The sequence below is a fragment of the Klebsiella sp. 10982 genome (genome assembly GCF_048589245.1).
In the GTDB taxonomy this organism is placed as follows: domain Bacteria; phylum Pseudomonadota; class Gammaproteobacteria; order Enterobacterales; family Enterobacteriaceae; genus Klebsiella; species Klebsiella quasivariicola.
Genome location: NZ_JBMAXV010000002.1, coordinates 34398 through 58780, shown reverse-complemented (window position 1 = coordinate 58780; position 24383 = coordinate 34398). Strand labels below are relative to the sequence as shown.

At 56.4% G+C, this 24383-nt stretch carries 23 protein-coding genes and 2 pseudogenes; 8 read left to right on the top strand and 17 right to left on the bottom strand.

Going from position 1 to position 24383, the window contains the following annotated elements; all coding sequences use genetic code 11:
- The first annotated feature begins 182 nt into the window (after positions 1-182).
- On the top strand, positions 183-2408 hold the full coding sequence (locus tag ACKLKD_RS01870; RefSeq protein ID WP_025714454.1) for a KAP family P-loop NTPase fold protein: 2226 nt from the start codon (positions 183-185) through the stop codon (positions 2406-2408).
- 123 nt (positions 2409-2531) lie between these two features.
- Here the strand turns inward: ACKLKD_RS01870 and ACKLKD_RS01865 are convergent, their stop codons facing one another.
- From ACKLKD_RS01865 to ACKLKD_RS01850, 4 genes are all read right to left on the bottom strand, one after another.
- The gene (locus ACKLKD_RS01865) at positions 2532-2705 is read right to left on the bottom strand and encodes a TIR domain-containing protein (RefSeq protein WP_353736296.1); all 174 of its coding nucleotides are present in this window, start codon (positions 2703-2705) and stop codon (positions 2532-2534) included.
- A gap of 101 nt (positions 2706-2806) precedes the next feature.
- A complete protein-coding gene (locus tag ACKLKD_RS01860; RefSeq protein WP_025710890.1) occupies positions 2807-3325 on the bottom strand; it encodes a GNAT family N-acetyltransferase in 519 nt (172 codons plus the stop codon).
- Positions 3326-3351: 26 nt separating this feature from the next.
- Positions 3352-3813 carry a GNAT family N-acetyltransferase gene (locus tag ACKLKD_RS01855; RefSeq protein WP_023282666.1) on the bottom strand — a complete coding sequence of 154 codons (462 nt, stop codon included), beginning with the start codon at positions 3811-3813 and terminating at the stop codon, positions 3352-3354.
- A 63-nt stretch (positions 3814-3876) separates the two neighbouring features.
- Positions 3877-4479, bottom strand: coding sequence for a helix-turn-helix domain-containing protein (locus ACKLKD_RS01850; protein WP_025710888.1), 603 nt, complete (start codon positions 4477-4479; stop codon positions 3877-3879).
- A gap of 43 nt (positions 4480-4522) precedes the next feature.
- Here ACKLKD_RS01850 and ACKLKD_RS01845 point away from each other — a divergent pair, with 43 nt between their 5' ends.
- The 4 genes from ACKLKD_RS01845 (at position 4523) to ACKLKD_RS01830 (ending at position 8401) form a co-directional block, all read left to right on the top strand.
- A complete protein-coding gene (locus tag ACKLKD_RS01845; RefSeq protein ID WP_025710887.1) occupies positions 4523-5218 on the top strand; it encodes a B3/4 domain-containing protein in 696 nt (231 codons plus the stop codon).
- A 404-nt stretch (positions 5219-5622) separates the two neighbouring features.
- Complete coding sequence (locus ACKLKD_RS01840) at positions 5623-6099, top strand: GNAT family N-acetyltransferase (RefSeq protein ID WP_025710885.1); 477 nt, start codon at positions 5623-5625, stop codon at positions 6097-6099.
- Between the two features lie 269 nt (positions 6100-6368).
- The gene (locus ACKLKD_RS01835) at positions 6369-7259 is read left to right on the top strand and encodes a LysR family transcriptional regulator (protein ID WP_025710884.1); all 891 of its coding nucleotides are present in this window, start codon (positions 6369-6371) and stop codon (positions 7257-7259) included.
- Between the two features lie 149 nt (positions 7260-7408).
- Positions 7409-8401, top strand: coding sequence for a zinc-dependent alcohol dehydrogenase family protein (locus ACKLKD_RS01830; RefSeq protein ID WP_021469699.1), 993 nt, complete (start codon positions 7409-7411; stop codon positions 8399-8401).
- A gap of 147 nt (positions 8402-8548) precedes the next feature.
- Here the strand turns inward: ACKLKD_RS01830 and ACKLKD_RS01825 are convergent, their stop codons facing one another.
- Positions 8549-9484: a LysR family transcriptional regulator gene (locus tag ACKLKD_RS01825; RefSeq protein ID WP_025710883.1), complete on the bottom strand. Its 936-nt coding sequence runs from the start codon at positions 9482-9484 to the stop codon at positions 8549-8551.
- Positions 9485-9600: 116 nt separating this feature from the next.
- On the opposite strand from ACKLKD_RS01825, the gene ACKLKD_RS01820 reads away from it, so the two are divergent.
- The 3 genes and pseudogenes from ACKLKD_RS01820 (at position 9601) to ACKLKD_RS01810 (ending at position 12328) form a co-directional block, all read left to right on the top strand.
- Complete coding sequence (locus tag ACKLKD_RS01820) at positions 9601-11133, top strand: MFS transporter (protein ID WP_080924167.1); 1533 nt, start codon at positions 9601-9603, stop codon at positions 11131-11133.
- Positions 11134-11277: 144 nt separating this feature from the next.
- Positions 11278-11391 (top strand): annotated as a pseudogene (locus tag ACKLKD_RS01815) (LuxR family transcriptional regulator); the annotation flags it as partial.
- Between the two features lie 681 nt (positions 11392-12072).
- A pseudogene (locus ACKLKD_RS01810) lies at positions 12073-12328 on the top strand (transcriptional regulator).
- A 36-nt stretch (positions 12329-12364) separates the two neighbouring features.
- On the opposite strand, the gene ACKLKD_RS01805 reads toward ACKLKD_RS01810, so the two are convergent.
- The 12 genes from ACKLKD_RS01805 to ACKLKD_RS01750 form a co-directional block, all read right to left on the bottom strand.
- The gene (locus tag ACKLKD_RS01805; protein ID WP_087805227.1) at positions 12365-12853 is read right to left on the bottom strand and encodes a DinB family protein; all 489 of its coding nucleotides are present in this window, start codon (positions 12851-12853) and stop codon (positions 12365-12367) included.
- Between the two features lie 117 nt (positions 12854-12970).
- Positions 12971-13498, bottom strand: coding sequence for an anti-virulence regulator CigR family protein (locus tag ACKLKD_RS01800; RefSeq protein WP_087805230.1), 528 nt, complete (start codon positions 13496-13498; stop codon positions 12971-12973).
- A 364-nt stretch (positions 13499-13862) separates the two neighbouring features.
- Positions 13863-14834, bottom strand: a complete 972-nt coding sequence (locus ACKLKD_RS01795) for an ABC transporter ATP-binding protein (protein WP_025710878.1) — start codon at positions 14832-14834, stop codon at positions 13863-13865.
- Positions 14831-15811 (bottom strand): ABC transporter ATP-binding protein, encoded by a 981-nt coding sequence (locus ACKLKD_RS01790; RefSeq protein WP_087805232.1) that lies wholly within the window; start codon positions 15809-15811, stop codon positions 14831-14833. The genes ACKLKD_RS01795 and ACKLKD_RS01790 overlap by 4 nt, the downstream gene beginning before the upstream one ends.
- Entirely contained in the window at positions 15808-16758 is a 951-nt protein-coding gene (opp4C, locus tag ACKLKD_RS01785) for an oligopeptide ABC transporter permease (RefSeq protein ID WP_087805234.1), read from the bottom strand. Before opp4C ends, ACKLKD_RS01790 begins: the two co-directional genes overlap by 4 nt.
- Entirely contained in the window at positions 16755-17714 is a 960-nt protein-coding gene (locus tag ACKLKD_RS01780; protein WP_025710875.1) for an ABC transporter permease, read from the bottom strand. Before ACKLKD_RS01780 ends, opp4C begins: the two co-directional genes overlap by 4 nt.
- A gap of 44 nt (positions 17715-17758) precedes the next feature.
- Positions 17759-19462 carry an ABC transporter substrate-binding protein gene (locus ACKLKD_RS01775; protein WP_087805236.1) on the bottom strand — a complete coding sequence of 568 codons (1704 nt, stop codon included), beginning with the start codon at positions 19460-19462 and terminating at the stop codon, positions 17759-17761.
- A gap of 148 nt (positions 19463-19610) precedes the next feature.
- Positions 19611-20654, bottom strand: coding sequence for a methionine ABC transporter ATP-binding protein (locus tag ACKLKD_RS01770; RefSeq protein WP_025710873.1), 1044 nt, complete (start codon positions 20652-20654; stop codon positions 19611-19613).
- A 52-nt stretch (positions 20655-20706) separates the two neighbouring features.
- On the bottom strand, positions 20707-21483 hold the full coding sequence (locus ACKLKD_RS01765; protein WP_025710872.1) for a MetQ/NlpA family ABC transporter substrate-binding protein: 777 nt from the start codon (positions 21481-21483) through the stop codon (positions 20707-20709).
- A gap of 32 nt (positions 21484-21515) precedes the next feature.
- Positions 21516-22190: a methionine ABC transporter permease gene (locus ACKLKD_RS01760; protein WP_025710871.1), complete on the bottom strand. Its 675-nt coding sequence runs from the start codon at positions 22188-22190 to the stop codon at positions 21516-21518.
- A 1-nt stretch (position 22191) separates the two neighbouring features.
- Entirely contained in the window at positions 22192-23418 is a 1227-nt protein-coding gene (locus tag ACKLKD_RS01755) for an SfnB family sulfur acquisition oxidoreductase (protein WP_025710870.1), read from the bottom strand.
- A gap of 266 nt (positions 23419-23684) precedes the next feature.
- Positions 23685-24368, bottom strand: a complete 684-nt coding sequence (locus ACKLKD_RS01750) for a CatA-like O-acetyltransferase, family 1 (RefSeq protein WP_080924157.1) — start codon at positions 24366-24368, stop codon at positions 23685-23687.
- Between the last annotated feature and the right edge of the window lie 15 nt (positions 24369-24383).

Below are 24383 nucleotides of genomic sequence, written 5' to 3'. Positions count from 1 at the left end.
CATGATCCTTTCCTCGCCCATACACGTCATGCCAGAGGGATTCATCGGTATCGACGGAGGGGAAATTTTTTTGTTGGCAGAGGCGTTCGAGACGCTGATCCGTGAATTCACTGCGGGGTGCGCTGAAGGCACACTGGCGGAGGCCCTCGCCGGATTGCACTGTATGTATGAGGATTTGTGAAATGTCTGATATCGATGTAATGAGACTGGATCAGTCTGTCACCCGTCCGGAACAGGATCGCTATGGCTTTCGCTATGTTGCTGCACAGCTGGCACAGTCAATACAGGCTATCGGTCGTGAAGGAAGCGCCGTTATCGGCATTGAGGGAGTATGGGGCTCGGGAAAAACGAGTCTGCTTAACCTATTGCACACGGAACTGGATAAACAGAAAGAAGACAACACCTTTGTTCTGAGTATATCCCCCTGGCTTGACGGCAGCGGAACCAGTCTGGTCGAATCGCTGTTGATACCTGTGGCAGGTATTATTGCCGCTGAGGAAGAGCGTCTTCTTTCGCCTGAAGACCGGGAAAGCCTCGAAAAGAAAAAAGTACTTACCCGGACAGCTCGGACCCTGATGGAATATACAAGAGCGACTGCCCGCCATCTTGCCCCCCTAGCTCAGACTGCAGCGATGATCCCGGGAATACCTGATGCCAGCGGTGCGCTGGATGCGCTGTCAGAGTCTCAATGGCTAAAAGAAAAAGAAAAAACTGCTACGGAGATGCGTACTGAAATTGCAGAAAAGATTGTCGGAATGGATTTAAGCTTTATTATTCTTCTTGATGATCTGGACAGACTGGAGCCTGCGCAGGCTGTGGAGGTCGTCCGCTTGGTCAAATCCGTCGCTGATTTTCCCCGCTTCCGCTACATACTTTGTTATGACAAATCTGTACTTGCTCTGGCCATCAAAAAAGGTCTAGGCGTGGAGGATGGCGAACTTTATCTGCAGAAAATTGTGCAAATTTCGTTTAGCCTGCCGAGACCGGAATCTTTCGACCTGCGTCGTGAATTTTTTTCGGGAGTTGTCGGATTATACGAAACGGTTAACGGCGAGCTTCCGGACGAAGAATTTATAAATGACTTGAATCGCGTGACTGATATCTACGGTGCTGCGCTGAAAACACCCCGTGAAGTTCATCTGTCCCTGAATAATCTGCGGTTCAGATACAGCGGAATACGTGATTACGTCTATTTACCGGATCTGAGCTTTTTGCAATTGATTCGCACCACCAATCCCGGATTGTATGACTGGACAGAAGAATATCTTACAGAGCGGGCAATTGTGGAATCTGGTGACGGCAGTGTAAGTGAGGAAGAACAAAAATTGCTGACACAAAATTTAGTTGAGTGTCTGTCCCGTTTCCGAGCTGCAGAAGCAAAATCTGTAAGTTCCCTGAAAAACTGGGTGCCGGGAATTTCAGGGTACCAGGCTAATATACAGAAGCTATTTGCTCAGACAAGTGATGAAGATAAAGCGTTGATGACAGCAAATCGGCGTCTCGGGAGCACGGCATACTGGCGTTATTACTTTGCATTTTCTTCGCCTCAGAACGTACTGCCACCAGCGTATTTTGATGAGCTGTTCCGTAAAAGCAGTAATCCTGAAGAATATCCGGCGATGGCCCGTGAACTCTTGGCTAGGATCAACAGCAATGGTGTGTCCTCACGCACCTGGTTTGAACATATTCTAAGTCAGTTGACACGGCCGATGATAAACGAGCGTGCAGCCTTCGAATGTCATGGTCTGCTGACATTTTTCTTTAATGCTGGCGATGAGATATATGAACGTTACAGGCAGAGAAATCGCTGGTTTTCACGGTATGATCTTGATGTAAACAGCGTGGCTGATCGTCTTCTGAAAAGGATGTTGGATAATGACCGGACGAAAACGATGGAAATCCTGCTTTCATTGACGATGAAAGGAACCGCTTGGGTCTGGATTGCGAATTATATCCGCGATTTGCTATGGCAGAACGGGTTGGCCGGTGACCGAGCTGAGCCAGAGAACGAGCGTGTACTGAACGATGGAGAACTGAACTGTATTCGTCAACATTTCTGCGAACGTTTAAACAAGGGTGAACTGAAATCACTGCTTGTGCAGGATGGCGATCTGGGGGACTTTGTCTGGGCCTGGCAGGATATTGCAGGCCCAGAATACGTTATTGCATGGATTACTCAACATATTGACAGTGATAAAGTTTTTCTGATGTTGTTACTGAGCCTGCGATCTCATATTATTTCCAGTGCAACCGGGCACTATCTGACACTAAAAATAAGGGATATAGCTCACCTGTTTGGAGGTGAGGAAATGCTCTTGGAAAGGTTAGAGCGTATTGAGTCCGAGGATAATTTTCCAGATCAAGTAAAAGACGTTAGGGCCGCCATCGCCCTCAGTAAGTCATTCTGATGCCTCTGTTCTACGGGTAATAACGACTAACTCAGTGTGAGAGGCCGCTTAGCGGCCTTACATCTATTTTCAGACACTAAGAGCTTTTTCTTTGTCAAATGGGATCCCAGCATATTCCTTTGCTCAACAATTTGCGTTTCCAGCCGCCATATTCATCAAGCTCGGTATACAGTACGCCAGCAAGATCTGAACATCTTTCGTGCTCGCCCTTCTTGAGTACCAGTACTTCCCCGCGAAATATCCCAGCTCATACAGGACATTCTGACGTGCACGCAGTCGTGTGCTTTCAGATGCCAAGGAATAACCGCTAACACTAACTTCCGCTCCTCGCTCACAGCGGACCTTCAGCTTGTATAACTAGTCCGCTTCGTGCCAGGAGCGGACATCACAATGTTTGTTCAGCTAACATAAGTTGAGCGTTTCATAATGATATCTCTCTGGGGATCCGTCCCAACCTGGAAGATATGTTCACCCACCTCGGTAAACCCAAGCTTACGGTAAAAAGAGATTGCCCTTGGGTTATGTTCCCAGACACCTAACCAGACAACATCCGATCCCTTTGCCGCAAATTCAGCAAAGCATTTGCGCATAAGCGCTTGTGCTAATCCTTTGCCATGATAAGGTTCATCGACATACAGACACAGGATTTCTCCGGCGTGAATGCTATTTACGCAGGGAGGAAATTCTTCCCACCTCAGTTGGGCATACCCTATCAGTTTGCTTTCGTTTTCGCAGACTACTGTAATCCAGTCTTCTCTGAGGATTTCTTGCAACTGAATATCTGTTGAATAACTTGCCTGGCAGTGAAGATCCATATCCTTCTGCGTATTACCCTCCTCAAACGTTTTTCTGAAGGTTCGTTCGGCTAAAATGGCAAGCTCTTCTGCATCAGAGGGGCTGGCTCTACGGATTAACATTTATCATTACTCTCTGCGAAGTGTTCTTATTTTTGCCCGGGTTTACGATAAATATCGGGTCGATTGATTTGCCAGACAAAATCTGGTCGGTTCAATGGGTTATACCCCAGCTTCTGGTATAACCAGGGCGCGCTGTCGGTTACCAGCATTATCCGTCGCAGACCTGACATCACTGGATGGGCGTGGCAGCATTCAATCAGCCAACGACCAAGACCACTTTTCTGATAATCGTTCAGTACGTAGACGTCGCACAAATAACCAAAAGTGGCATAGTCGGTGACCAGTCGGGCGAAGCCGATTTGTCTTGTTCCATCCAGAAGCGCAAAACAAAGGCTGTTCTGGATTGATATCCTGACCGTTTCTGCATCAATGCCCGCAGCCCAGGACGATTGCGAGAGGTAATCGTGAATGGCTTCCAGCTGAAAAAAGGCGGGATCGGTTGTGACAGTAAACTGACCTTTGGTAAAACGCAGATGCTGATTATTCACCGAATTTTTCCTTCTGGGCTACTTGTAATGAGGCAGCGGGTTGTCCTCTGTTCCGGGGAATGCTCAGGATGCTTTTTCATGCACGGTCATGATAAATACCAGCGGGCTCTCCCCCTGGTTTTCGTAGAAATGAGGAACGTCCGTTCTGGCCGTTGCCGAACAGCCGGTTTTTACCCGATACAAATGGTCCTTTACCCCCAGTGTGAGCGTGCCCGACTGAACATAAAACAGTTCAAGCGTTCCTTCCGTGTGGCCCGGTGAAGCAAACTTTTCCCCCGGCTGCATTTCCCACATCCAGAGCTCGGTCATATCAGGCCCACCCGACCCTGCGAGCAGTCTTGCTCTCCCGCCTTTTTCACCTTCCCACAATTCTGGGATCTCATCTTCAGCAATGAGATGCACAGTCGGTTTGGAACTGACATCAACAAAATCAGCCACCGAAACCCCCATCGCGGCAGCCAGTCGGCATAACAGGGCAATGCTGGGATTGGCCCGGCATCCCTCAATCTCAACCAGCGCTCCCTTGCTGACGCCTGCCTGACGGGAGAGTTCATCGAGGGAGATTTTCTTTTGCTTACGATACCGTTTTATTCGCTGAGATACGGCTTCATTCACTGTGTTGACGATAGCATTTGCATCGGTCATTAAATTGACTTTTTTGGTCATCGGTCATTATCATGGGATAAATTAGTCATTACAGGATTATCACGTGTTAACAGTATCGCCGTCAATTGCCCCTGAAATTTATCGTATTGCCCCAGGTTTTCGGGCGCTCAGTATCTGCGTGAAAGCTGCGCCAGTGCTTCATCCCGGCGCTGGAGAAACCGCGCTGCGGGAAGCCTGTGAAGCCGTGCTGGCCGGTGAACCGGAGTGGGCGGAATCTCATCTGGCAGCCTGGGCCGACGTTTTTCAAAAGTTTGGTGCCAAACCTAAACGCACCCCTTGCTCAGCTGATGCGTTACGTAAGCGCGTATTACGTGACGGAACGATGCCCGCGCTCGATCCCATCGTTGATCTTTATAACGCCGTGAGTCTCCGCTACGCCGTACCGGTTGGTGGGGAGAATATCTCTGCCTATCAGGGGTCACCACGTCTGGCTGTGGCAAACGGAACAGAGCCTTTTGATACCGTCAAAGAGGGTGAAACGGCCGTTGAATATCCTTCACAAGGAGAGGTTATCTGGTGTGATGATACCGGCGTGACCTGCCGCCGCTGGAACTGGCGACAGGGGATCAGAACCCGCCTGGGCGTGGACGCTCAGCAAATGTGGTTCATTCTGGAAAGCTTACCGCAGATGCCGCTGGAGAAACTGCACGAAGCCGGAAAGATGCTGACCGACGGCCTGGAAAAAATGATGCCCGGCCTGTGGTTTGACGTTGCTGTCATCGAAGAACAACAGCAGTAATACCCTTCAGGAGAAACATGGATGTTTACCGGTTTGCCGGCGTTTCCATTAACCCCAGTCACCGCCAGCGGTGTGGATGAAAAGGGTTTCAGCCCTATCTGCAACCGTAGTCAGCAGGCGATATCGCGGGTATAGCCCATGTTAAAAGGGTGCTGGAGCTGAAGCAATCTACCCGCAGACCTGGCATCTGTCGGTTCTTTTGAAACCGGGTAGAAAATCAATCTACATCGCACGTTTGAAACAACATTTTTAGGTGCGTAATTCGCTAATGGCGGACCTTTGGCGCAGTGAACTCATCTGCTCTGTGCCAGAAGCGGACTTTCTTCTTTTGTTAAACAAAGAGGTTTAAACGAAACCGTTTCATGATAAATCTATAAATATAATAAGGCGAAAAGGAAGAAAAAATGAAAATCAGGCTTGCAGTACCTGAAGAGGCAGAGGAGTGTTGGAATATAAGGAATCTTTCTATCCGGGAAGGATGTAAGCCAAGTTATTGTGCCAGTGTGCTCGAGGCCTGGACGCCTGAAGCTATGCCTGAACATTACAGGGCGGTTATTACGGAAAATCCTTTTTTTGTTGTCGAGCTGCCTGATGCAGGATTGGTGGCGACGGGGTATCTGGATCTTACCGAAGGTAGCGTAGAAGCTATTTTTACATTGCCGGATTATTTTGGTAAAGGTTTTGCTAGCCTGATTATTGAGACGATTAAAGATGAGGCGGTTAAAAGAGGGTTGAAACAGTTAATCTTGACCTCAACACCAAACGCGCAAACTTTCTACGAAAAGCATGGTTTTATGTTTATCAAAGAAACGACATCCCCCTCAAGACTTGCCAAAACCGACCTGCGTTGCATGGATATGTCCATCACATTATCAGTCTGAGTTTTCTTGTGCTTCTGGCAGGATAAAATCTATTCGCTACAAGTTCAGGACGGCAGATTCTAAACCTTGGGCTGGCTATAACTCATGTGTTCAATGTCCGCTCCTCGCTCACAGCGGACTTTAAACGCACCCAGTACGCCCGCTTCGAGCCAGGAGCGGACATTTTGAAAGCCATCAAGTCCTTAGCTTGATGCCCATCGGAAATGTTTACTTTACAATACCAGCTACGAACAGCCTAACTAAAGCCAGGTGATCACGTGCATTCAAACATGATTGAATACCTTAATATTTTCGTACAGGTTGTTGAGCAGGGCAGCTTTACCAGAGCCGCTGACATTCTGCAGATTCATCGTCCCACCGTGAGCAAAGCGATACAGCAGATAGAGGACGACCTCGGCGTAAAACTCATCCATCGCACTACCCGTAAGTTGAGCGTTACGGCTGAAGGGGAGGCGTTTTATCATCGTGCCAGGCTTGTATTGTCTGAAGTTAATGACATGATGGCGAGTTTTTCACCTACCCTTCCACCTCGGGGGCGGCTCAGGCTTGATGTCCCGCTGGCGCTGGCTCACGCCATACTGATCCCTAATCTCAAACATTTCCAGTCACTGTATCCTGACATTGATGTCATATTGGTTTCATCGGACAAAAAAACCGATCTCATTACTGAAGGTGTGGACTGTCTTGTCCGCCTGGGTGAGCTTCAGGATTCGAGTTTTATCTCCAGACGTCTTGGTGACATCAGGATGGTCACCTGTGCAGCCCCGTCTTACTTGCAACAATATGGACGACCGGAAACACTTGCGGATCTGGATCAGCATCGGGCAATAAACTTTTTCAGCGACCACAGTCGTGATGTGATAGAATGGAAATTTACTAAGGACGGGAAGATTGTTTCGTTGCGTCCCGTAGGCAGCATGCTGGTTGATAATTCAGATATTCTGCTCTCCTGTGGACTGGCGGGCCTCGGCATAATCCAGGCCACCTTTAACGCCCTTGCTCCACATATTGCTTCCGGCGCTCTTGAAGAGATTCTGACGCAATACCCTTCTGTGTCTAAGCCCGTGTCGGTGCTGTATCCGGACAGGCGCTACCTTTCGCCCAAAGTACGGGTCTTTATCGACTGGTTCAGTGAGGTTCTGACCATGCAGAACCGCTGAAACCAATGGATTGTTAACAGATAATTAATACTGAAGTTCCCTGTCAGCTATTTTTGGTACGTTTATAGCAGCGTAGATTGTCAGTAAATAAACCGGGCATGTCTTCAACAATATTCGAAAGATGTGCTGATAACTGACGAGAGCTGAATATGTCTAAAGTTGTTACCTTTAACCGCACCGGTGGTCCGGAAGTTTTGGAAATTGTCGATATGGAGGTGCCCGCACCAGCAGCGGGTGAAGTTCAGATTCGCGTACATGCTATCGGTCTTAATCGTGCAGAAATCATGTACCGCAACGGCCAATATGTTATTGAGCCGGAATTTCCGGCACGTCTTGGTTATGAAGCGGCTGGCGTTGTGCAGGCCGTAGGTGAGAATGTTGAGGCGTTTACCACTGGCGATCTGGTCAGCGTAATCCCTTCGTTTATGTTTAATGAATACGGCATGTACGGCGAACTGGTCAATGCACCTGTGCACGCTGTTGTGAAGCATCCTGAAAATCTTTCCTTTGAGGAAGCCGCTGCAAGCTGGATGATGTATGTCACTGCATATGGCGCGCTGGTTGAATATGGCAACCTTCAGGCTGGGCAGAATGTTGTGATCCGCGCAGCATCAAGCAGCGTAGGACTGGCTGCCATACAGATTGCTAACATGCTGGGTGCTAAACCCATTGCGCTTACCCGAACTGCCGAAAAAAGAGACATGCTTCTTAAAGCGGGTGCCGCCACTGTTATCGCTAGCGCTGAGCAGGATATGGTTGCGGAAATCAATCATGCGACAGATGGCATGGGCGCCCATATTGTTTTTGATCCTGTCGGTGGGCCGGACGTGGCAAAACTGACCCAGGTGATGGCACCGCAAGGGATGTTCTTCCAGTACGGCGCGCTAGACAGCCGCGACCTGCTTGTGCCTGTCTTTGATATTCTCGGTAAGCATCTCACGCTGCGTGGATATGAGCTGTTTGAAATTACGACGGACCCTGAAAAAATGGCACGCGCAAAATCCTTCGTCACCGAAGGGTTACGTTCCGGCAAACTGAAACCTGTCATTGATAAAACATTCCCGCTTGAGGATATTGCGGATGCACAGCGCTATATGGAAGCAAATGGACAGGTTGGCAAAATCGTTGTAGTGGTTGAGTAAACCTCAAACCCACTAACCTTCACCCAGAGGAGCTGGTGTGAAAGGTGAAGCGGAGGGCCATACGCTGCAGATCAGGATTCAGCGGTGCAGGCTTTTCTGACCTAAAGGGAAGAGGGGGGCACACTCTGCTTCAGTGGGGGTAGCTAATCACCTCAAATTGTTTGATACAAGGGGTGGGGGCGCCGATGCGGGTGACAAGGGTATCTCTGCCGCAGCCATAAAATCGATGAAGCAACGTATTCGCGATGACAGATAGCGGCTGGCGGGCCACAGGACCGAGAAATGCCCTTCCTTCACGCAACAGCCGGGCAACACCTCCTGCAGCCGTCCCTCATCCATGGCCTCGCGCACGACAAAATCAGGCACATAGCCGATGCCCATTTCCGCCGTGCTTAAGCGAATGACGGCCTCAATGTTATTGACCGTTATCACGGAAGCGGCCCTGAAATCTCCCGTCAGCCGCATATCGCGTAGCTCCCAGGGCTGGATCAGCCCCGTCGCGGGGAAGCGGAAAAAAATGCACTTGTGCGCCGCCAATTCCGCTGGCGAGCCGGGAACGCCGTATTCCGCCAGATAAGCCGGACTGGCGCAGAGCACAAAACGAAAGCCCCCCAGCTTTCTGGCGATCAAGCGGGAGTCCGCTAATTCACCGCTGCGAATAGCGACATCGAATCCTTCATCGATCAGATTGACCAGCCGGTCACTAAAGTCGAGATCCAGTTCAACCTGCGGATAAAGACGGGTAAAGGCGGTGAGGGCGGGGAGCAGCAGGCGGTAGCCGATGACAGGCAGGGAAATCCTCAGTTTGCCGGTGGGCTGCGAGAGACGGCTCGTCAGCTCAGACTCGGCCTCCTGGATCTGCTCCAGGATACTCTGGCAGCGCGTCAGAAACGCGGCCCCTTCCGCCGTCAGACTGACGTTTCTGGTGCTGCGGTTGAACAGCCGGACCCCCAGTTTATGCTCAAGCCGGGCGACATTCTTACCCACCGCCGAGGCAGATATGCCCAGCAGCCTGGCGGCCTGAACAAAGCTTAACGTTTCGGCGGTGCGGACAAAGGACGTCAGCGAGGTGAGGCTGTCCATCGATTATAAACCTTATGTCTCTTAAGAAGATATTTGCAGTCTATTTATCGGCAAGAACATCCGCAATAGGATGGCGACAGTTTATTCATTCCTAGCCGACTGATGAGGACCGCCCGATGTTACTCACCGCCAGAACACCTTCCCGATACGCCAGCGCCCTGGCCGCGCTTTCTGTCTTTATGGCGGCCTTGCTGCTGCCGTTAAGTTTTACCGGCGGCGTCATGACCACCCCCGCGATACAGCAGTCGCTGGGCGGTTCTCCCGCTGCGCTGTCGTGGTTGACCAATGGCTTTATGCTGACCTTCGGCAGCTTTTTGCTGGCTGCAGGGGTGACGGCGGATGCCATCGACAGAAAACGTATTTTTATCGCCGGCGCCGCGCTGTTTTGCCTGAGCAGCCTGCTGTTTTGCCTGACACACAATCTCTTCCTGTCAGGCACGCTGAGGTCACTGCAGGGCCTGGCCGCGGCGATGATTTTAGCCAGCGGCAGCGCGGCGCTGGCCCAGCTGTATGACGGCGCTCAGCGGACCCGGGCATTCAGCATCCTGGGCACGGTGTTCGGCGTTGGCCTGGCGTTTGGCCCGCTGGTGATCGGCTTCATCACCAACGCGGTGGGCTGGCGCGGCGTATACGCCCTGTTTGCGCTGCTCTCGGCAGGGGTGCTGCTTATCGGCCTGGGATCTCTGCCTGCGGCAGAAAAAAGCGAGCCGCGGAAACCCGACAACCTCGGCTTACTCCTGTTTACCCTGGCCCTGATGCTGTTTACTGCATCGCTTATGGTCATTCCGGCCCGTGGTCTTTTATCGCTGATCACGCTGGCCTTGTTCATCGCATCGGGGGGGCTGTTCGTTGCGTTTGTCGTGCGCTGTCAGAGAGTGAACAACCCGGTGCTGGACATCTCCCTGTTACGCCATCCGCGTTTTGTCGGCGTGCTGTTACTGCCTGTCGCCACCTGCTGTTGCTATGTTGTCCTGCTGATTATTGTTCCGCTGCATTTTATGGGCGGAGAGGGGATGAGTGCGTCGCAGAGCGCGCTGTATCTGATGGCGTTGACCACGCCGATGCTGGTTTTTCCATCCGTTGCGGCCCTGCTCACCCGCTGGTTTTCGCCCGGGAGGGTCTCCACGGCGGGACTGGTGATGGCCTCCGTCGGGTTGCTGTTGCTGGGAGATGCTTTTCACAGTAACCACCTTCCGCTGCTGGTGCTGGCGCTGATCCTCTGCGGGGCAGGGGCGGCGTTTCCCTGGGGGCTGATGGACGGCCTGGCGATTTCCGCTGTGCCGGTGGCGAAAGCCGGTATGGCGGCAGGCCTGTTCAACACCGTTCGCGTTGCCGGCGAGGGGATCGCCCTGGCGGTCGTTTCCGCGGGACTGACGGCAAGTAATACCCTGACGCTGCAGAGTCGCGTTCACGGGTATGCGCCTGAGGTGATTGACCGCGCCGCAGGCTGGCTGGGGGCCGGAAATATGGCGCAGGCGGCGGCGCTTTTGCCTGACGTTTCCCGCCGCTTGCTGCGCGAGAGCTATGACTCTGCTTATACGTTGCTGTTTACCGCGCTGGCGGTCGTCACCCTGCTGTGCGCCCTGATGGTCTGGCGGACGCTATGCCGGAAGGGGGGCGCTATCCAAACCCGCGACAGTGGATCCTGAACCCCCTTGCTAGCGCGGTGGCATTACGCGTCCCGGTCTGCTGAGCGAGCCGGGACTGTCATTGTTTCGCTGGCGGAACTATGCTGATTAGGGCGGCCATATGCGCCGCCCCGGCAGCGGAAACAGTGACTCACAGGTGTCGTTATGGCGATTGATCCGGAACTGATTTACATCGAGATCCTGGAAACGGTGCTGATGGCCACCCTGGATCCCGATTTGTGGAAATCGGCATTGCAGAAACTGGCGTTACTGACCGGCCATCAGTACGCGGCATTTCTGTTTTACGATAAAGGCAACGCCCATCTGTTGACAGATTCATTCCTGCTCGAGGAGAAGGTCTTTACCGCCTATCGCGACGTCTTTCTGGCTATCGATCCCGCCGAAAAAATATTGACCGCGTTACCGGTCGGGCAAATATATCGGGACCGGGAATATTTAGGCGATAAGTTTATTGCCGGCAGCGTCTATTACAATGAATTTCATCACCCCAACGACCTGAATAATCTCACCAGCGTCAAGCTGTGCACCATCAATGGCTATGCCACCTATCTGTCACTGATGACGGCCAATACGGCGGCTTATCCGCAGCCGGTGCAGTTTGAACTGTTCAGGCGCCTGATCCCGGCGTTAAAAACTGCCTGCCAGCTTCACGCCCGCTTTGAACAGCTGCGGGACACTATAAAATACCAGAGCGCGGTGATGGACAACGGGATCTACCCGGTATGGCTGGTGGATCATGGCGGTAAAATTCTCTACGCCAGCGCGCATGCCGAACGCTACCTGCGCGCCAACGCCCGCCTCTCCTGGTATAGCGGGGGCGATACGCTGTGCCTCGATACCGACAGTAAAAAGCTGAAACGCGCCATCGAGCAGGCCACCCGGACGGCAGAGCCGCCGAAGGCAGGGCTGTGCTATACCGCCGGGCGTCAGCCGAAACCGATCCTCGTGATCCCGGCAGCCCGTCTTGCCGGGGTCGCCTGCGTGATTATTCCCGAGCCGTTTCTCACCGGCAGCGCCTTGATGGAGCTGTTTAACGTCAAGCCCGCCGAGAATGCGGTGGCGGAGCTGCTGGTGCGGGGCATGACCCCGGATGAATGCGCCTTACATCTGGGCGTATCCATCGCCACCATCAGAACCCACCTCAGCGCCCTGTACCGGAAAACCCATACTCGTCATCAGGCAGAACTTCTGCTGATCCTCCGCGCGATTCACGGCTGATGGTTTCGCATCCTCAGGAATGATGGTCGCGCAGGAAAACCGTCAGCACCTCTTTCGGCGGCACACCGCCGCATTCGCCAATCATCCAGCCCACCGCCCCACGGTGATAGGCGCCGTGAAAGAGCATGTGGTTCAGCATCTCCATCGCGGTCATATTGCCGTCACCGCCGTCGACAAATTTGAAGGCGATACGTTCGTGGAAATCGGTGGGGGTCATGGCGCTGACGTACTGAATGTACTCATCTGTACAGGCGGTCATGGCCGTCTCCAGCTGATCAACGGTTGGCGTCTCGGGGGTATTCAGCGCGGTATAACCGTGCGGCCTGCCGCGCAGGTTCGCCCGAAAAATCATATCAACGACATGGATATGGTTCATCAGCCTGAGGGTCAGATGACGTTTTTCACCATATACCGTTCCGTCAATTGCGCGGATCGCCTGCAAGGTGGCAAGGTCAATCCAGCGCTTGTATTTCAACAGCGTCACTACTGTGTCTTTGTCCATAGTCGGTCTCGGGTTGGTTGAACCGTTATCATACTGGTTATGCCGGTGAGTCGTCACGCTCCGGCATCAGGCACAAAAAAGCCTCGCCGGGGCGAGGCTTTCCAATAAACCGATGAGTTAGTCAAATACACCGTTAATCACGGCGGTGACGATCGCCGTGCTCAGGGCGACCAGCACCAGGTCATCGCCGATCGCGCGCCATTCATAGCCAGGATAATAGGGCAGGTCGTTAATCATCGAAGCCGGCAGGGTCTTTTTCGCGATACCCGGAGGGAGCGGTTTGCCGCGGGCGACGTTTTTGGCGATACCCGGCGGCAGCGCCTGATAGCCGACCAGACCGTAGTTCACGGCAAGGGAGCGCGCCCGCGAAAAGCTAATATCGCTGTCGACGTGGTCGGGTTTACCGTAGTTTTTGCGCTTGCCATGATCGTCAGTGGACTGACCTTTATTCTGGCCTTTATTGCCATGGTCGCCATTGTTACTGCTGTTACCATGATTGCCGCTATTGCCATGGTTACCACTGTTCCCGTGATTACCACCACCATTACTGTTGCCGTTACCCGGGTTGGCATAGACCGGCGCGGCCATGACGGCAAGAGAAATAACCGCCGCCAGTGCTGTTTTGAGAGTGCGACGCTTAAGCATGATGTTGTTTCCTTAATGGGGAGTACACGCTTAAAAAATAAGATAAAGCTATACCCCAGGCAATCTCATCATTTCTTATTTTCAGAAGGCTTTTGAGCGCTGGCGGGAAAGGGATAGCGGGGCGCGGACGAGCAATTCCATTGCTGCGTTTTGACAGACGGGCGACCGCGCCCCGCTAAATGGGGTGCCAGCAGGATCGCTCCCGGGCATGGAGAAAAAAATGCCCGAAGCCATCGGGCAAAAAGAACAAAAATATTACGCTTCATTCATAACGCGTCTCACAAGACGAAGCGGATAGTAAAGCCTGGCGCCGTCGCGCACAATCGGCCGGTTGTTTAGAAATAAACAACCCCGCCGACCGTGCTCAGGGGGAGACCCAATGACAGGCGACCCGATGGCCCGGGACCACCTCGCGCAGCGCCGGAGCCTCTCTCCGGCAATGTTCGCTGACCTGCGGGCAGCGGGATGAAAAGCGGCAACCGGGGGGCGGATTGGCCGGATCCGGGATCTCGCCTTGCACCAGCGCCTGCGGTTCGCTGTGCGGATCGAGGGTCGGCACCGCGGCCAGCAGGGCGCGGGTATAGGGGTGGAGAGGGCGACTGAACAGCGCATCGCGGCTGGCGCTTTCCACCAGCTGTCCCAGATACATTACCGCCACATCGTCACACAAATGCTCCACCACCCCGAGATCGTGGGAGATAAACAGGAAGGTGACGCCGCGGTCGTCGCGCAGATCGGAAAACAAATTGATGATCTGCGCCTGAATCGACACATCGAGAGCCGAGATGGGCTCATCAGCGACGATAAAATCCGGGTTGAGGATCAGCGCCCGGGCAATACCGATCCGCTGGCGCTGGCCGCCGGAGAACTGATGCGGGAAGCGGGCGTAGTGTTCCGGCGCCAGGCCACAGATTTTCATCACGGCGATCACCCGGTCATACAGCTCATCGGGGGTGCACAGCTTGTGCTGCAGCATGGCTTCGCCAATCGCGTCGCCAATACGCAGCCGCGGGTTCAGTGAGCTGTAGGGGTCCTGAAACACCAGCTGCATTCTGGGCCGGATGGCGCGCAGGGCAGGCGCGGTAAGGTCGGCCAGCTCCTGACCGTGAAATTTCACGCTGCCGGCACTTTTCTCATACAGGCCAAGCAGGGTCCGGCCGACGGTGGTTTTACCGCTGCCGGATTCGCCCACCAGGCCAAAAATGGTGCCCGGACGGATGTTAAAGCTGACGCCGTCCACCGCGCGAAGCTCGCCGGTCTGCTGGCCAAACAGGCCGTCTCGCAGGGGAAAATATTTTTTCAATCCATCCACTTCAATGACATAGCGTTCACTCATGCTGTCGCCTCCGCAAATTCGCTATAAAGGCAGGCGGCTCGATGGCGCTCGCCGAGCAGGGGCGGAATCGCCTCCCGGCAGCGCGCTGTCGCCCGCTCGCAGCGCCCGGCAAAGGCGCAGCCCGCCGGCAGGGCGGCCAGGTCCGGCACCTGGCCGGGAATTGAGTACAGCCGCCGATGCCGCTCACCCGGCACCGGGCGGGAGGCGATCAGCCCCCGCGTGTAAGGATGTTGCGGATGCCGTAGCACCTCTGCGGTGGCGCCCTGTTCCACGATCCGTCCGGCATACATCACCACTACCTGCTCGGCCATCTGCGCGATCACTCCAAGATCGTGGGTAATCAGCATCATCGCCATCTGGCTGGCCCGCGCCCGGTCGCGCAGCAGGCGCAGGATTTGCGCCTGCACGGTGACGTCCAGCGCGGTGGTCGGTTCGTCGGCAATCAGCAGTTTGGGCTGACAGCTCAGCGCCATGGCAATCACCACCCGCTGCAGCATGCCGCCGGAAAGCTGGTGAGGATAGCGGGTCATCAGGCTGTCGCCGCGCGCCAGGCCGACCTCGCTTAACAGCTGGATGGCCTGCTGCCAGGCGGCTTTCGGCGTGGCGCCGAGGTGGCGGATCGGCGGTTCGCACAGCTGCTCCCCGATGGTCAACACCGGGTTCAGGGCCGACATCGGTTCCTGAAAGATCATGGCCAGCTGGTGGCCGCGCAGGTCGGCCATCTGTCTGGCTTTCAGTCGCAGCAGATCGCGGTCCGCGAAACGGATCTCACCGCCGTCGATGCGCGCGGCCTGCGGCGGCAGAAGGCCCATCAGCGCCATGGCGGTGACGCTTTTGCCGCAGCCGGATTCGCCCACTACGCCAACGGTTTGCCCGGCCTGTATAGTGAAAGAGACCTCCTGCACCGCGCGCACGCGAGTGCGTTCCCCGGCGAAAGAGACGGAAAGATGATTAAAGGAGACTAACGGCGTGGTCATTTCAGCCTCGGTTTCATATTGGGATCCATGGCGTCGCGCAGGCCATCGCCCAGCACGTTGATGGCGATCACGGTGATAAAGATGGCGATGCCCGGCGGCATCCACAGCCAGGGGCGGCGCTGGAAATCGATCAGGCTATTGGCGGCATCCATCATATTGCCCCACGACGGCGTCGGCGGCACCACGCCAAGGCCGAGATAGCTCAGCGCGGATTCACTGAGAATAGCGTTGGCGACGGCCATGGTCGCCATCACCACCAGAATCGGAATGGTATTCGGCAGCAGGTGGCCAAACAGCCGGCGACGCGCCGACAGGCCCAGCACCTGGGTGGCCAGCATAAAATCGCGTTCGCGCAGGGAGAGACATTGTCCGCGCACCAGCCGCGCCAGTCGGGGCCACTCCAGCAGGCTGAGCATCACCACCACCATATAAATGCGCGAGTCCGGCGAAAAATCGAGCTCGGAAAGCATCGCCCCGGCGACGATCAACAGCGGTAACCCGGGGATGGTCATCACCAGGTCGGCCACCCGCATGATCAGTTTGTCGGTTAACCCGCCGAGATACCCCGAGAGGGCACCGAGCAGGTAGCCGAGGCACACCGACATCACCATGGTCAGCAGGCCGATAATCAGCGAGATGCGCCCGGCCAGCAGCAGGCGGGTGTAGACATCGCGACCAAGAAAATCGGTCCCGAGCCAGTGTTCCGCCCCAGGCGGTTGGTTGATGCTCAGAGCATCGGTGGCATCCTCTTTCCACGGCGACCAGACGGGCCCCAGCACGCACCACACCGCCATCACCGCCAGCAGGATCAGGCAGAACATGGCCAGCCGGTTACGGCGTAGCTGTCGCCACCCCTGGCGCCAGAGAGAGGGGGGAATATGCGCCAGCGCCGGGATAGCCGCCTGCCGCTGGCGGCGACGGGAAGCAAAGTAAGACAGGATCATCACGACCTCACCCGAATACGCGGATCGGCCCAGGCGTACAGCACGTCGGCGAGCAGATTCCCGACGATCGTCAGCACCGCCAGAAACAGGGTAAACCCCATCAGCACCGGATAGTCGCGGGCGGCCAGCGAGTCGATATGAATGTGGCCCGCCCCCGGCCAGTTGAATACCTTTTCGGTAATGATCGCCCCGGAGAACAGCCCCGGCAGCTCGAAGCCCAGCAGGGTGATAATCGGCAGCAGGGCGTTGCGCAGGGCATGTTTGAGGATCACCGTGCGCTCCTGCAATCCCTTGGCGCGGGCGGTACGGATAAAATCCATTTTCACCACGTCGAGCATACTGGCGCGCACATAGCGCGTCAGGCTGCCCGCCTGCAGCATCACCAGCGCCAGCACCGGCAGCGCCAGGTGGGCGGCCACTTGTAGCACATACTGCCAGCCGCTCTCGTCGCTGCCGGTATTGGTCATCCCGCCTACCGGTAGCCAGTGGAGATCGACGGCAAACCATTTAATCAGCAGCAGGCAGAGGAAAAAGGTGGGGAACGACATGGCGGCAAACACCGCGACGCTTACCAGATGGTCAAACCAGGAGCCGGGCCGCAGGGCGGAAACCACGCCGACCGCCAGGCCAATGCCCCAGTAAAAGACCAGCGCGACGCTGGCCAGCAGAAAAGAGTTCCAGATGTACTGGTTGAGCAACTGGCTGACCGGGATCTGATATTGCAGTGAAAAGCCTAAATCGCCGTGCAGCAGCTGTCCCAGCCAGTGGAGGTAGCGGGTGAACAGCGGCTGGTCGAGGCCGTAGATCGCCTTCAGCTCCGCAGCGCGGGCGGCGGTCAGGGTGATATTGCCATCGATAAAGTCGCCGGGGGTTTTGGCGAACAGCATAAAAATGATGAACGAGGCCAGCAGCAGCATCGGCAGCGTTTGCAGCAAGCGCCTCAGGATGAAATTTTTCATGACGGTCTCATATCAGCCGCCGGTTAACCCGGCGGCCAGGGGAGTTACTTGACGATTTTTACATCCGGCAGGCTGCCGGTCAGGCCGTTGTAGATATCCGGCTTAAAGCCGGTGACGCGGGCGCTGCTGGCGGAAAGGATGTTGCGATAGCCGAGCAGGATCACCGGCGGATCGTCGGCCAGCACTTTATACAGCTGGTGGTAGATCGGCTTGCGCTGTTCAATGTCGAGCACCGCATTGCCGGCGTTAATCAGCTTATCGACTTCCACATTATGGTAGCCGGACTCTTTCGCTTCGCTGCTGTAGAAATCCCATACCCCGTCGTGCGGGTCGTTGAGCGTGCTGGTGCTAAAGGAGGCCAGATCGTAATTTCCTGCTTTGCGCTGCGCCATCAGGGCGTTGAAATCCACCACCTGCGGCTTCAGCAGTACGCCAATCTGCCGCCAGTTCTCCTTGGCGATGGGGATCAGTGCATCGTTGAGCACCTTCTTGCTCACCAGCAGGGTCAGCTCCAGGCGCTGGCCGTCTTTGGCGCGGATACCGTCGGCGCCAGGTTTCCAGCCGGCCTCATCCAGCAGCTTTTTCGCCTGTGCCGGATCGTAAGGGTAAGGGTTGACGCCTTCAGCGTTAAAGGCCCAGGAGATCGGGGCGATCGGCTCGATGGCGACTTTGCCGTACCCCTGATAGACCACGTCGATCAGCTTCTGCCGATCCAGACCGTAAATCAGCGCCTGGCGCACGCGCTTATCCTGCAGCGCCGGGCGATGCACGTTGAACTCCACCTGGCTGTAGTCGCTGGAGCCGTAAAGATTAATGTTGGCGAAACCGAGCATCTTCAGTTGCTCAATATCGTCGGGACGCGAGGTAAAGGCGTCATAGTCGGTCTCCCCGGTCTGGAACAGCTGGAAGTTGGTCGACGGATTGGTCACGCGGTAGATAAAGCGCGGCGTTGGCGGTGTTCCACGGTAAAAATGGCTATTGGCATGGAAGCGAATTTCCTGACCGGGAATATATTTGTCGTACACGTAAGGGCCGTTGCCCAGCGGCTTGCCGTGCAGTGAGCGTAGATAGTCGAGATGTCCCCGCTGATATCCTTTGCCGTACCAGGCTTTCGACAGCACCGGACCGCCAATTTTGGCCAGCGTGGTGGCGCCTGGCTGAGTGGTGGTCACCTGCAGGGTGAGCGGGTCGATGACCTTCAGGCCGCTGACGCTGTCAGCTTTGCCGGCTTTGTAGTCCGCGCCGCCGGCGATATTGGCCAGGGTGATGTCGGTATCGCCATCATAGCTGGGGTCGAGCAGGACCGTCAGGGTAAAGGCGACATCTTCCGCCGTCAGCGGTGAACCGTCGCTGAAGGTCAGGCCAGGGCGCAATCTGATGGTGTAGACTTTACTGTCCGGGCTGACCGTCCAGCTCTCCGCCAGCCCGGGGACCAGCTTACCCTGGCTGTCCCAGTCGAACAGGCGTGAAAAGATAACGTTGGTGACGTTCTCATCCCAGCCGTTGACGAAAAAGTAGGGGTTAAAGATCCCCTGCGGCTCGGAGATCCCGGCCACCACCGTGCCTGTGCGCAGCCTGGCGCTTGCCGGGATCTGGCTGGCGTCGGTGGCCGGAGTGATGCCTTCTTTCAGGATCCCATCCGCAAAGGCGCCAGAAGAAAATGCCACCACGCCGCCGAGCAGGGCCACTTTTAGCGCCAGGGCGAAGCGGGTTTGTCTGGTTTTTAATCCTTGTTGTAATATGGACAAAAGTGCTACCTCATCAAATGATTGCGTGGTTATTTACAATTCATGACGAAAGATAAGAGGCGCACTTCGCCCTGTCTAACACTGAAACGCTATGGTTTATAACCAATTATCCTTAGCAAAGGATCGGGAATATAATTCCATCTGTTTGCTAAGACGCAGTGGTTTCCGCTGGATGAGGTCGGTGGGTCAGAATGCTGTCCGCCACCCAGCCATCCTGCGCCAGCGCGCTGGCGGCCAGCGGCCCGCTCAGCCGCACCTGCAGCTGGCCGATCACCCGACCCTGAATGCGCTCGCAGTTGCTGTACAGCAGTCGGGCATCGGCCCCCAGCAGGCGGGCGATATGCTGCAGATTGGGTTCGCGTCCGCTGCTGCCGTCAAAACGCAAGGTCACGATCTGCTCGCCATCGCGCAGCGTCGGCCCGGCCTCCGGGCGGTCGGGATGTTGCTGGCCGAGCATGGCGCGCGTCACCGGGTGCTGCGGGTTGCCAAACACGCGCCAGACGTCCCCCTGTTCGACAATGCGCCCGCCCTCAAGCACGCTGACCCGATCGCAGAGGGTGCGAATGACCTCCATTTCGTGGGTAATTAGCACAATAGTCAGCCCCAGGCGCTGGTTAATCTCCTTCAGCAGGGCTAACACCGACAGGGTGTTTTCCGGATCCAGCGCCGAGGTTGCCTCATCGCACAGCAGAACTTCCGGCTGCGTGACCAGCGCCCGGGCGATGCCGGTCCGCTGTTTCTGGCCGCCGGAAAGGCGGGCCGGATAACTGTCGCGCAGCGCGCTGAGGCCCACCAGCTCAAGCATTTCCGTGACCCGCCGCTGGCGTTCGCCGGCCGGGACGCCAGCCATCTTCAGCGGCAAGGCGATGTTCTGCGCCACGGTTTTGGTGGCCATCAGGTTAAAGTGCTGAAAAATCATCGCCACCCGCCGACGCAGATCGCGCAGCTGGCGCGTGGAGTAGCGCACGGTTGACTCACCGTGGATGAACATCTCGCCGCTGTCGGCATTCTCCAGACGATTAAACAGGCGCAGCAGGGTGGATTTTCCGGCGCCGCTGCGGCCGATGATGCCGAAAATTTCGCCCTGACGGATGGTCAGGTCAATGTCCTGCAGCGCCTGCACGCCGTTAGGATAGGCTTTGCTGATACCGGCAAACTCAATATGGATCGGTGGGGAGGGGATATGCGTCACGATGATACGCTCCGTTAGCCCGGGCAGCGGCTGACGCCGCTGCCCGCGGTGATTAGAATCCAGGTAAAATTTTGCCCTGATAACGCGTCAGGATGAACTGACGAACCGCGTCCGAATGCAACGCTTGCGCCAGCTTCTGAATGCCCGGATCCTGAATATTGTCCGGGCGCGCCACCAGATATTCGACGTACAGATCGCTGCCTTTTTCCACCAGCAACGCTTTATCGGTATCAATGCCGGCCTCCAGCGCATAGTTGGCGAAGATAAAGGCCAGGTCGACCTGCTTCACCGCCCGCGCCAGCATGGCGCCCTCCAGTTCGCGGATCTTAAAGTGATGCGGGTTGCTGGTGATGTCCCTGGTTGCCGATTGCGGATTGTGCGGATCTTTGAGGGTAATCAGCCCGGCGTTGCTTAACATCACCAGCGCGCGGCCGGTGTTCACCGGATCGTTAGGGATGGCGATCGTGGCGCCGTCAGGCACCGCGGCGAGGGTCGTGTATTTGCTGGAGTAGGCGCCGAAGGGCTCGATATGCACCCCGACCACCGGCACAAGGTTGGTGTGGCGGGTCTGGTTGTAGTTATCGAGAAACGGACGGTACTGGTAGTAGTTGGCGTCGAGGTGTTTCTCCGCCAGCTGCTGGTTAGGCTGAATAAAATCGTTAAACACTTTGACCTGTAAGTCGACGCCTTCCTTTGCCAGCACCGGCTTCACAAATTCAAGGATTTCCGCATGCGGTACCGGGGTGGCGCCGACGATCAGCGTCTCGTTAGCCAGCGCTGCGGTGGAGAAGAGGGCCAGCAGTCCGGCGGCAATAATGGATTTTTTCATGATCGTGATTTCCTGAAACCTGGAGGAGTAAGTTATTTGCGGCTGACGTAGCGCACCAGGCGGTCGCCGCTCATTTGCAGAAGCTGTACCAGCGCAATCAGCATCAGGACGGTGACCACCATCACGTCAGTCTGAAAGCGCTGATAACCAAAACGAATGGCCAGATCGCCCAGCCCGCCGCCGCCGATTACCCCGGCCATCGAGGTGTAGTCGACCAGCAAAATGGCCGTCACGGTTACGGCGGCGATCAGCCCGGCCCGCGACTCCGGCAGCAGGGTGTGCCAGATAAGCTGCCAGGTGCTGCCGCCCATCGACCAGCTGGCTTCCACCAGGCCGTGCTCCACCTCGCGCAGGGCGGTTTCCACCAGCCGGGCGAAGAACGGGGCGCAGCCGGCGACCAGCGGCGGGATGGTCCCTGCCACCCCCAGCGAGGTGCCGGTTAGCAACGTGGTCACCGGGATCATTACGATAAGTAAAATGATAAACGGCAGGGATCGCAGCACGTTGACGCACAATGACAGCAGCCGGTAAAGGCGCGGGGCATACAGCAAACGCGGCTCGCCGGTGAGATAGAGCACAATCCCCAGCGGAAGCCCAATCAGCACGGTCCAGCCCAGCGACCAGGCCAGCATAGTGAGGGTGTCGAGGGCGGCCTGGGCCACATCGCTCCAGTCGATTTGCGCGAAAAACGCCAGCAGACTCGTCATATCAGTTCCAGTCATGTCGTTGCGGGCGAATACCGTTCAGCACCCAGTTGCCCAGCAGCTGATACTTCCAGCGAACCGGGTCGTGCAGGGTATGCACCCGGGCGTTGCGCCAGTGACGGTCGAGGTTGAGCGACTCACCGGTAGCGCGCGTCCCCCCCAGCTCAAACAGGCGGCTGGCGGCCTCCAGCGCCACTTCGGTGGTCCAGATTTTGGCGCGGGCAACCGCCAGCGAGGCCTCGGCGACGTGCTCCTCGCTGAGGTCATTTTTATAGCGGTCGAGCACCCGTCCCGCCCGTTCCAGCAGCGCGTCGGCGGCGGCAAGACGGCTGTCCAGCTGGCCGATATGGTAGATAGTCAGCGGATCGTCGCTCGCCCGCTCCACACCGGCGTCGATCCACGGCCGGGCGCGGTCGCGCACGAACGCCACGGTATCGTCCAGCGCTGCACGGGCGATACCGGCGTCTATCGCCGCGGTGGTCAGCTGGGCGAAGGGGCCGGCGAGGGTCGGGCTGGCGTAAGACTTCCAGGTTGGAAAAAGGTGGAAAGGATTAACCGGAAGATTGTCGGCCAGTACGGTGCCGCTGGCGGTGGTGCGCTGACCGAGGCACGCCCAGTCATTGACCACCGTCAGTCCAGGGCTGTCGTGCGGCACGAAAGCGAGCTGGGCGCGTTCGTCGGCGTCCAGCGCCAGAATGCCAATCCAGTGGGCGTACAGCGAGCCGGTGCAGTAGCCTTTACGGCCATTGATCCGCAGGCCCCCGGCGCCTTCCTCGATACGGGTACGAATATCGAGCACCGTTTTCCCTCCGGTTTCCGACAGGGCATTGGCGAAGCGATAGCCCTGCAATACCTGGGCGAAAAAAAACGCCTGCTGCTCGTCGCTGCCCTGCAGACGAATGTCCTCCAGCAGGCAGTAGTGGTTCTGGGGGATCTGGCCTAACGACGGATCGGCCGCGGAGACAATGGCGATAACCTGCGCCAAAGTCGCGGCCGAAACCTCGGCGCCGCCAAAACGGCGTGGCACCGTGATGCCCCACAGTCCGCTGTTGGAATAGGTGTTGACGATCTCCGCCGGAACGATACCCGTGCGGTCGCGCTCGGCGGCGCCGGGTTTAAGCACGGCGGCGATCTCATGGGCGATGGCAAGGGCTTCCGCATCGCTGGCAATAATATGCGCCTGCGGCGTGGACTGGGTGTAAGGCAGAGCGGGTGAACTGGCTGACATCATCTTCTCTCTTATTCAGTAGATAGCTTATGCATAAATTAGATAAATAAATAATTCATAATACCTGGGGGTTATATGTATGAATAAGCAAAACCTGTGCCAGCGAGTAAGGAAGGCGCGATGGCGGTATTTAGCGGGTTGCAGAGGTCTGCTGGTGGTGCGGACTGCTGCAAATGCAGCGTACTTTTGCGCTGGCTGTTGCAAAGGCAACAGCTGGAGAAGCGATCGCCGGACAGAGGGGGCTGTCCGGCGGTGAGTATGGCGAGGCCTCAGCGCCCCTTCGCCGCCGGGGGTAGCAGTGAGGGGGCGGTCGCGGTTAGCGGCTGCCAGAGCCGCTCGGGGTCGCTAAATCCCTCTTCGACGAGGGCAAAAAAGCGGCTGGCGTGGAGACCGTCGACGAAGGCATGGTTAAACCGCCCGGCCACCGGGATCACGCCATTCTGCAGTTTTCCCCAGGTAAGCGCGGGCACCGCCGCGCCGACGGCATATTCCGCATGGGTCATCGAGGTGAAGTGAAGCCACGGCAGACAGCTGGCGCAGATAAAATGCTCACCATCGACGATGAGCGGTGCCGGGGATGTCTCTCTTGCCGCGACGATCTTCGGCGTGGCCGCGTCGCTGAAGGCGGTGAACTCGGGGGCGTTGTCGCACCACACCTGGCGGAATCCCTCCCCAACGGTCATCACCGGTGTCATTACCGCCAGGTTGTCATATTCAATCACCTCGTCATTGCGCACACGCTGGCGTAGCTGCGGTACCCCGTTGGCCGCGCGCAGCAGGGCATAAAGCGCGAGCTGAAAAAACGAGACCCGACGCTCCTTCGCACATTCGTAGAGGCGCTGCGCCGCTATCGGAACGCAGAGATTAAAGCTGGGGTTAGCAAATTGGCGGTAAAAGGTGAAATGGTCCCGGCGGGGCCAGGTCGCGGTGTCGATAATCCGGTAATGAGCCATGGATGCCTCCTTATT